Genomic DNA, 446 nt, shown 5'->3' with positions numbered 1-446 from the left:
ACTTCAAGGCCGCGCGCTGCCGGGCGCTCGCGTTTTATTCGATGTGCAGTTTGCGCGCGCCTGCTCGGCTTCTACCAACGAATCGCGTCGGCATTCATGCAGGGTGCACAGCGGCCGTGGTCGTCCTGGGAGCAGAATTCCTATTCGTTGTCAGCGGTCGTCTCCCGGGTTGACGGCGATCGTTATTTGCTCTTTCAATGTGGTATCGGAGAGCGTGAAATGGCGCGATCGGCGACTTTCCATGACGATCTGACCCAGGTGACTTTGTCCGGATTGTCGCCAAACAGCATCTTGGCGGCCGGCATAAACTCAATCGTTTTCCTAAACATGACATGAGCGCAGAACCCTGCCGCTGAAGCCGAGACATGCGCATCGGCGCCGGATAGCGCTAATACTCGAGACCCCGAGAACCGCATCCGCAAACATGCAGCAAAGCCCATTGAACA

At 57.2% G+C, this 446-nt stretch carries 1 protein-coding gene; it reads left to right on the top strand.

Annotation, left to right across the window (positions count from 1 at the left end; translation table 11 throughout):
• Nucleotides 1-336, top strand: a 336-nt coding sequence (locus PQR32_RS42190; protein ID WP_408241830.1) for a hypothetical protein, incomplete at its 5' end; no start/stop codon positions are given.
• Nucleotides 337-446 lie beyond the last annotated feature (110 nt).

The organism is Paraburkholderia dipogonis (assembly GCF_046027395.1).
GTDB lineage: Bacteria > Pseudomonadota > Gammaproteobacteria > Burkholderiales > Burkholderiaceae > Paraburkholderia > Paraburkholderia dipogonis_A.
Note: the sequence above shows the minus strand (reverse complement) of the source record. Positions and strands in the feature narration are given on the sequence as shown.